At 45.1% G+C, this 6000-nt stretch carries 5 protein-coding genes; 2 read left to right on the top strand and 3 right to left on the bottom strand.

Features of this window, described 5'->3' with window-relative positions:
• Positions 1-335 precede the first annotated feature (335 nt).
• Positions 336-1040: a glucosamine-6-phosphate deaminase gene (locus tag ACP4IT_RS09020; RefSeq protein WP_024525595.1), complete on the top strand. Its 705-nt coding sequence runs from the start codon at positions 336-338 to the stop codon at positions 1038-1040.
• 102 nt (positions 1041-1142) lie between these two features.
• On the top strand, positions 1143-2576 hold the full coding sequence (locus tag ACP4IT_RS09015; protein ID WP_011667465.1) for a glycoside hydrolase family 73 protein: 1434 nt from the start codon (positions 1143-1145) through the stop codon (positions 2574-2576).
• 92 nt (positions 2577-2668) lie between these two features.
• Here the strand turns inward: ACP4IT_RS09015 and ACP4IT_RS09010 are convergent, their stop codons facing one another.
• The 3 genes from ACP4IT_RS09010 to ACP4IT_RS09000 all read right to left on the bottom strand — a co-directional run bounded on the left by ACP4IT_RS09010 (position 2669) and on the right by ACP4IT_RS09000 (position 5797).
• Positions 2669-4570: a heavy metal translocating P-type ATPase gene (locus ACP4IT_RS09010; RefSeq protein WP_082265188.1), complete on the bottom strand. Its 1902-nt coding sequence runs from the start codon at positions 4568-4570 to the stop codon at positions 2669-2671.
• Between the two features lie 417 nt (positions 4571-4987).
• Entirely contained in the window at positions 4988-5539 is a 552-nt protein-coding gene (locus tag ACP4IT_RS09005) for a Dps family protein (protein WP_024855125.1), read from the bottom strand.
• Between the two features lie 30 nt (positions 5540-5569).
• Positions 5570-5797 (bottom strand): heavy-metal-associated domain-containing protein, encoded by a 228-nt coding sequence (locus ACP4IT_RS09000; protein ID WP_011667468.1) that lies wholly within the window; start codon positions 5795-5797, stop codon positions 5570-5572.
• Between the last annotated feature and the right edge of the window lie 203 nt (positions 5798-6000).

Here is a 6000-nt window from a genome sequence, read left to right as displayed (position 1 = left end):
GTTATATTTTTATCTTTAATTTGAAGTAAAAGTCTAGTAGACTGGTCTTGGGACATACTGTTCACTCGCTTTCAATTGGTTTTCGTCGACTTGATTGTAGCACAGGGCAGTATGCCCTTTTTATTTTGTTTTGAAAAAAAGGCGTCGATGGATTTTATCCATCAACACCAAATATCATAGAGCCGGAAATAGCGGCGGTTGCCATGTGGCAGGCCGCTTTTTTATTTGATAAACAATTTTTTTGAGCAAAGGACTTGCGAAATCGGTCTAGATCATTTACAATTGGACTATACCATTAGAGAGGGAGACTGAATGAGATGAAACAATTAGCTAATATGAATGTTCAAATCGTCAGTGATAAAATTGCCGGAGGACAGGCCGGCTATCAGGTCTTTGAAACGGCTTTGCAGCAGGGAGCTAAAGTACTAGGTTTGGCAACGGGGAGTACGCCAGTCACAATCTATGATCGGCTGGTGGCCAGTGATTTGGATTTTAGTCAGTTGACGTCCGTTAATTTAGACGAATACGTGGGTTTAAGTGCAGATCATCCCCAAAGTTACCATTATTTTATGCAACAGCACTTATTTGACGCTAAACCGTTTGCCCACTCCTATGTACCGGACGGGACTAACTTAGATGAGCAGGCGGCAACTACGGCGTATGATGACATTATTGCAGCGAATCCAATTGATTTGCAGCTATTAGGGTTGGGCCAAAATGGTCACATCGGTTTTAATGAGCCGGGAACACCAGCGGACTCTACCACCCATAAAGTCGCATTAACGGCCTCCACGATTGCGGCCAACGCGCGATTTTTCGATAATGCCGACGAGGTGCCACGTTATGCTTATTCAATGGGGATTGGCTCAATTCTAAAGGCTAAACAAATCTTAATTGTAGCTTATGGTGAAGCAAAGGCCGCTGCCGTGGCCGCCATGATTCAAGGGCCAGTTACACCGGATGTACCAGCCAGCTTTTTGCAGACTCATCCGAATGTTACGGTGATTTTGGATGAAGCGGCGGCTAGTCGTTTAGATTAAAGCTATGTTACAACACGATTTTATCTTAAGTTTTTCTTTTGAGACCCCGTCAAACTATGGTATTCTTTACCTGAAAGCGATTTTAAGGGGGAAACCGATAAAATGGTGCGAATAAAACGATGGCTACTAGCGGCACTGGTGATGAGTGCCGGTGTCAGTGGCTTTATGTTAACGAAGGGGACGAGTCATGCGGCGACGACGGACCCACAAACCTTTATTTCAACGCTCAAAAGTCCCGTCACGACTGTTGCCAATCAGTATAAGCTATACCCGTCTGTGATGATGGCCCAAGCGGCACTTGAAAGTGCCTGGGGAACCAGCACATTGACAACGACCGCAAATAATTATTTTGGCATTAAAGGGAGCTACAATGGTGCTTCCGTGACGATGAAAACGGCTGAGTATGATAGTAATGGTCAATTATATTATACGAATGCGAACTTTCGTAAATATCCAAGTGCTAAGGCGTCAATGACGGACAATGCTAAGCTTTTACGTAATGGGACCAGTTATAACACCAGTATTTACAGTGGTACTTGGCGGGAAAATGCGGCAACGTATGCAGATGCCGCTAATGCGCTGACTGGCACGTACGCCACGGCGCCCACTTATGGAAGTAGCTTGATTTCAATTATTAAGCAGTATGGGTTGAACACGTTGCTGGATGCTAGTGCTTCCGATAGTTCGAGTTCCAATTCAAATTCTGGCTCAACACCAAAACCTAAACCAGTGGTCTACTCTAAAGCAACTTATTATGGTGCCAGCGGGACGCAAACGGCTCGATTGAGTGGGCAGTATGCGACTTATCGGTTGTATAACCACGTGAAGGGAACCCGCGCCAATATCACTAAAACGGCCTGGAGCAAAGTTGCTGCTGGAAAGAATGTCTTAGTTTACTTGGACATGCGGGGCGTTAAAAAAGATGCATCAACCGGGAAGAAGACGACTTGGTATCGCATTCGGTTCGCCAAAAACACCTCAGCTAAAAAATATTGGGTATATACCAAGGCGTTGACGTTGCCAACCGTAAAATATACGAGTGGCACGGCTGCAGTCAAAGTGAATAATACAGTTAGTGGTAGCTATTATGATCATGTTTTTAACTCACCTTATTTGGCAAAGTCCATGGGGGCCCTAAATAAGCTAACGGCGAAGTCCTATGTGGCTGATAAACAAGCAATCAAAACACAGGATGGTTATAAGTCAACGTGGTACCGGATTAAGGTTGGTAAGCAAGCCTACTGGATTGCGGCCACCGAGACGGCTGCGGCACCGCAGTATGACGCGGTTACTTATTCAGCAGCTAGCGGAACCAAAAAGTTAAGTGCTAAGTACAGTAAATATACGCTCTATAATCACGTTAAAAAAACCCATTTTAATCAGAAAACTTACAAATGGCCTGCGGGTAGTAAAAAGGGCACTAAGGTAACGGTTAATTTCAAAGGTGTGAAAACGGCTTATAAGACCACGTGGTACCGGATTCAGTTTAACGGTAGTCAGACGAATTACTGGGTTGATGCCCGGGCTTTGGCTTAAGTTGTTGCATAACTGGAACAAGTAAAAGGGTTTCTCGGAATTAAGCAGATTCTGAGAAGCCCTTTTGGTGTTGTAATAATGTCTTGCTCAACTTAATTAGTCGCTAACTGTTGGGGTTGAGCGGGGGTGGCGGCAGCCGTGCGGGGCTTGTAGCCAATTAAACGCATGGCGTTGAAAATGACGACTAAGATGGAGGCTTCGTGCACGAACATACCACTTGCCATGTAGATATACCCATAGACTAAACCGATTAGGAGAAACGCCACCGTGAGAATGGCAATTGTAATGTTTTCCTTAGTATTGGCAGATGTTTTTTTCGTTAAGCCCACCGCGTGACTGAGTGCGGTAAAACTCGATTGCATGAGGACCACATCAGCCGTTTCAATAGCAGCGTCGGTTCCACCCCCCATAGCAATCCCGACATTGGCTGTTGCTAGGGAAGGGCTATCGTTAATCCCGTCACCCACGAAGGCAACATTGCGGCCCATGTCTTGGAACTTCTTAACAAAGGTAACTTTGTCGGCTGGGAGAAGATCTGCGTGAACTTCGTCAATTCCCAATGATTCAGCTACAGCTTGAGCGGTCGCTTGGTTGTCCCCGGTTAACATGACTAAATGCTTGATTCCTTGGCGTTTCATTGCAGCTAAAGCACCAGGAACTTCAGGTCGAACGGTGTCGGCTACGCCCAAAATCATAGCGAGTTGCCCGGCATAACCGACCAACACCGTGGATTGCCCGGCATCTTGCATCGCATGTAGGTCGCTTAGCTGGTCCTCGGTGAGGGAAATCTGATGATCTTTGAGTAAGGCGGCATTGCCGACGTATAATGGTGCGTCGTGCCATTGGCCGATCATTCCTCGCCCCTTGATGGTCTCGGTAGACATCGTAACGGGAGTATCTGGCGATTGGGCAGTTAAGTGTGCAACAATTGCTTGGGCTAAGGGATGATCAGAAGTCTGTTCGATCTGCGCAACACCCGTTAGTAATGAGTGATCGGTTGTATATTGCTTGGTTGAAGCAACGGTCATTTTACCGGTCGTTAAGGTCCCAGTCTTATCAAAGACGATGGTATCGACTTTGGCTAGGCTTTCAACGACATCGCCTCCCTTAATGAGGATACCGTGTTTGGCACCGTTACCGATCCCAGCGACGTTAGAAACGGGAGCACCAATGACCAAAGCGCCAGGGCATCCCAGTACGAGAACGGTGATCGCTAAACGTAAATCACGCGAGAAAATATAAACTAGAATCGCGATGACTAGGACAGCCGGCGTATAGTATTGCGCGAATTTATCAATGAATTTTTCCGCGGGTGATTTAGTGTCTTGGGCTTCTTCAACCAACTCAATAATCTTGGAAAAAGTAGTCTCGTCACCGACTTGGGTGGCCGTAATCTTCAAGGTGCCACTTTCGACCATTGCCCCTGAGTAAACGTGATCGCCGTGTTGCTTATTAATGGGCCGTGATTCGCCAGTAATTGAGGCTTCGTTGACGTAACCAGTACCATCTGTGATTGTGCCGTCAACGGGGATTTGACCACCAGCCTTAACTAAAACCAGGTTGCCTTCTTCTAAGTCATCGACATCAACCTCTTCGGTAGTATCATCGTCATTGACTAATAGTGCAGTTGTCGGTGCCATTTCAGTTAAGGATTGAATGGCTCCCCGCGTTTTGGCTAGTGTTTTTTGCTCGAGATAGGAACCAAAGAGAAAGAGAAAAGTCACAATGGCTGACTCTTCAAATTCACCGATGGCAAAGGCGCCAATGACGGCAATCCCGACGAGAAGTTCAATACTGAAGACCCTGGCTTTAAGGGCGCTGATGGCGCGTAAGACAATGGGGGCTGCTGCAATTACCGAAGCAATAATCCAAGCAGTATCCGTGATATAAGGAACTTTTGTGAACCATTTGTTGAGAAAGCCAAGAATGATCAGACCAGCTGACCAAAAAGTGATGGGATTAGTATGGGAATAAATATAACGTTGAATTGTCATAAGTGAACGATCCTTTCTTTAAAAGACAAGCTTAAGTGTTGGGTTCCTTGTTGATGAGTTTATTATGCCTGCTTTTTGCCTAGCTTAACTTGATGTGAATCAAGTTAGCGAGAATAGTTGGTGAAATGAGTAAAATTAATAGAACTATGGACGAGCTAAAATGCCCCTAAATGGCCAATCAAAGATCATTTAGGGGCATTTTACTATTATTGATAACTAGTGGTCTGTGCGTCACAAGTGAACATGACCACACGATCGTTTAAGGTTAGGCAAATGGTCCAATAAAAGCTGTCTAGTCGTCAATGCAACCGGTTACTTCAATCTAACCGCTTTTGTCAGAAAAATGCAACCGGTGGGCTAACAAAAAAACGACGCCGCCTCACAGGACGTCGTCGCTTTTTGATTTAGGGGAATTAATTAATCATCGTCGTCTTCATCCTCATCATCTAAACCGGTACGAGCCAAATTACCTAAAACGGCTTGAAGTTCGCGGATAATGTGATTGTTGGTTCCGCGAAGGGTTACCAAGAAGGTGGCTAGTGCAGGCCGACTTTCTTTTTCAGCGAGCTTAATGGCCCGATCAATAAAGAGATTGTGGGTATCCGCATCATGAATCAATTCGTTGAGTTGATCTGTAGCGGCGTAATACTTTTTGTCGCCACCTTCTTGTAGCATGTTATAGTCATGATACTCTTTCGTGGTGGTTGAGACGATTTCACCTTCATCTAGTAGCAATTCACCTAGCGCATCAAATTGGTTACGGTAAGTGGTGATGTAGGTAGTGAGGAGTTGACGGACGCTGAGTGCTAGGGGACCTTTTACTGACCAACGAACCTGATGGAACTTGACAATGGAAATATGCAGGTTAGCTAAGATGTGGTTGGTCATGGCACCAGCGGTGGGAACGTGGTGATCATGTTCGGTTTGCGCTTGTTCAGCAGCGTAACGGTCTTCAATAGTTGTCGTCATGGGCGAGACATCCTTTCTAATATGACAAGATTATAGGTCTTTAACTTTGGCGCTTTTAACGGTATAGCCTAAATCGGTAACGGCCGCTTCTAAACTTTCAGCACTCACTTTGTCAGTGTTGAATTCAGCTTTGATTTTGCTGGCATTAAAGAGAACTTTGACATTTTCAACGCCGTCTTTTTTACTCAGGGCGCCTTCGATTTTAGTCATGCAAGACGGGCAGGTCAGATCGTCTAATTTCATGGTTACTTTACTCATTGGGAAAACCTCCTTGAAAGTTGTTTAACTTGATTACAAGACCTAGTATACGGAGTCATTGACGAGATTAACTTGACTCAAATCAAGTTGAGAAGATTTTCGAAAAATACTTTAATCGACCGGAGGAGCAGACGGTACTAAAGAAAAAGCTAAGCTCAACGAGATTTTTTCCACAAAGCGGAAATATTTGGTATAATACAACA

It is taken from the genome of Levilactobacillus sp. LN180102, assembly GCF_050106635.1.
Taxonomy (GTDB): Bacteria; Bacillota; Bacilli; order Lactobacillales; family Lactobacillaceae; genus Levilactobacillus; species Levilactobacillus brevis.
Note: the sequence above shows the minus strand (reverse complement) of the source record. Positions and strands in the feature narration are given on the sequence as shown.

What these genes read in the sequence shown, in the direction of transcription:
- ACP4IT_RS09020 (WP_024525595.1), top strand. Translation starts at nt 336, where the DNA reads ATGAATGTTCAAATCGTCAGTGATAAAATTGCCGGAGGACAGGCCGGC.
- ACP4IT_RS09005 (WP_024855125.1), bottom strand. Translation starts at nt 5,539, where the DNA reads ATGACGACAACTATTGAAGACCGTTACGCTGCTGAACAAGCGCAAACC.
- ACP4IT_RS09010 (WP_082265188.1), bottom strand. Translation starts at nt 4,570, where the DNA reads ATGACAATTCAACGTTATATTTATTCCCATACTAATCCCATCACTTTT.
- ACP4IT_RS09015 (WP_011667465.1), top strand. Translation starts at nt 1,143, where the DNA reads ATGGTGCGAATAAAACGATGGCTACTAGCGGCACTGGTGATGAGTGCC.
- ACP4IT_RS09000 (WP_011667468.1), bottom strand. Translation starts at nt 5,797, where the DNA reads ATGAGTAAAGTAACCATGAAATTAGACGATCTGACCTGCCCGTCTTGC.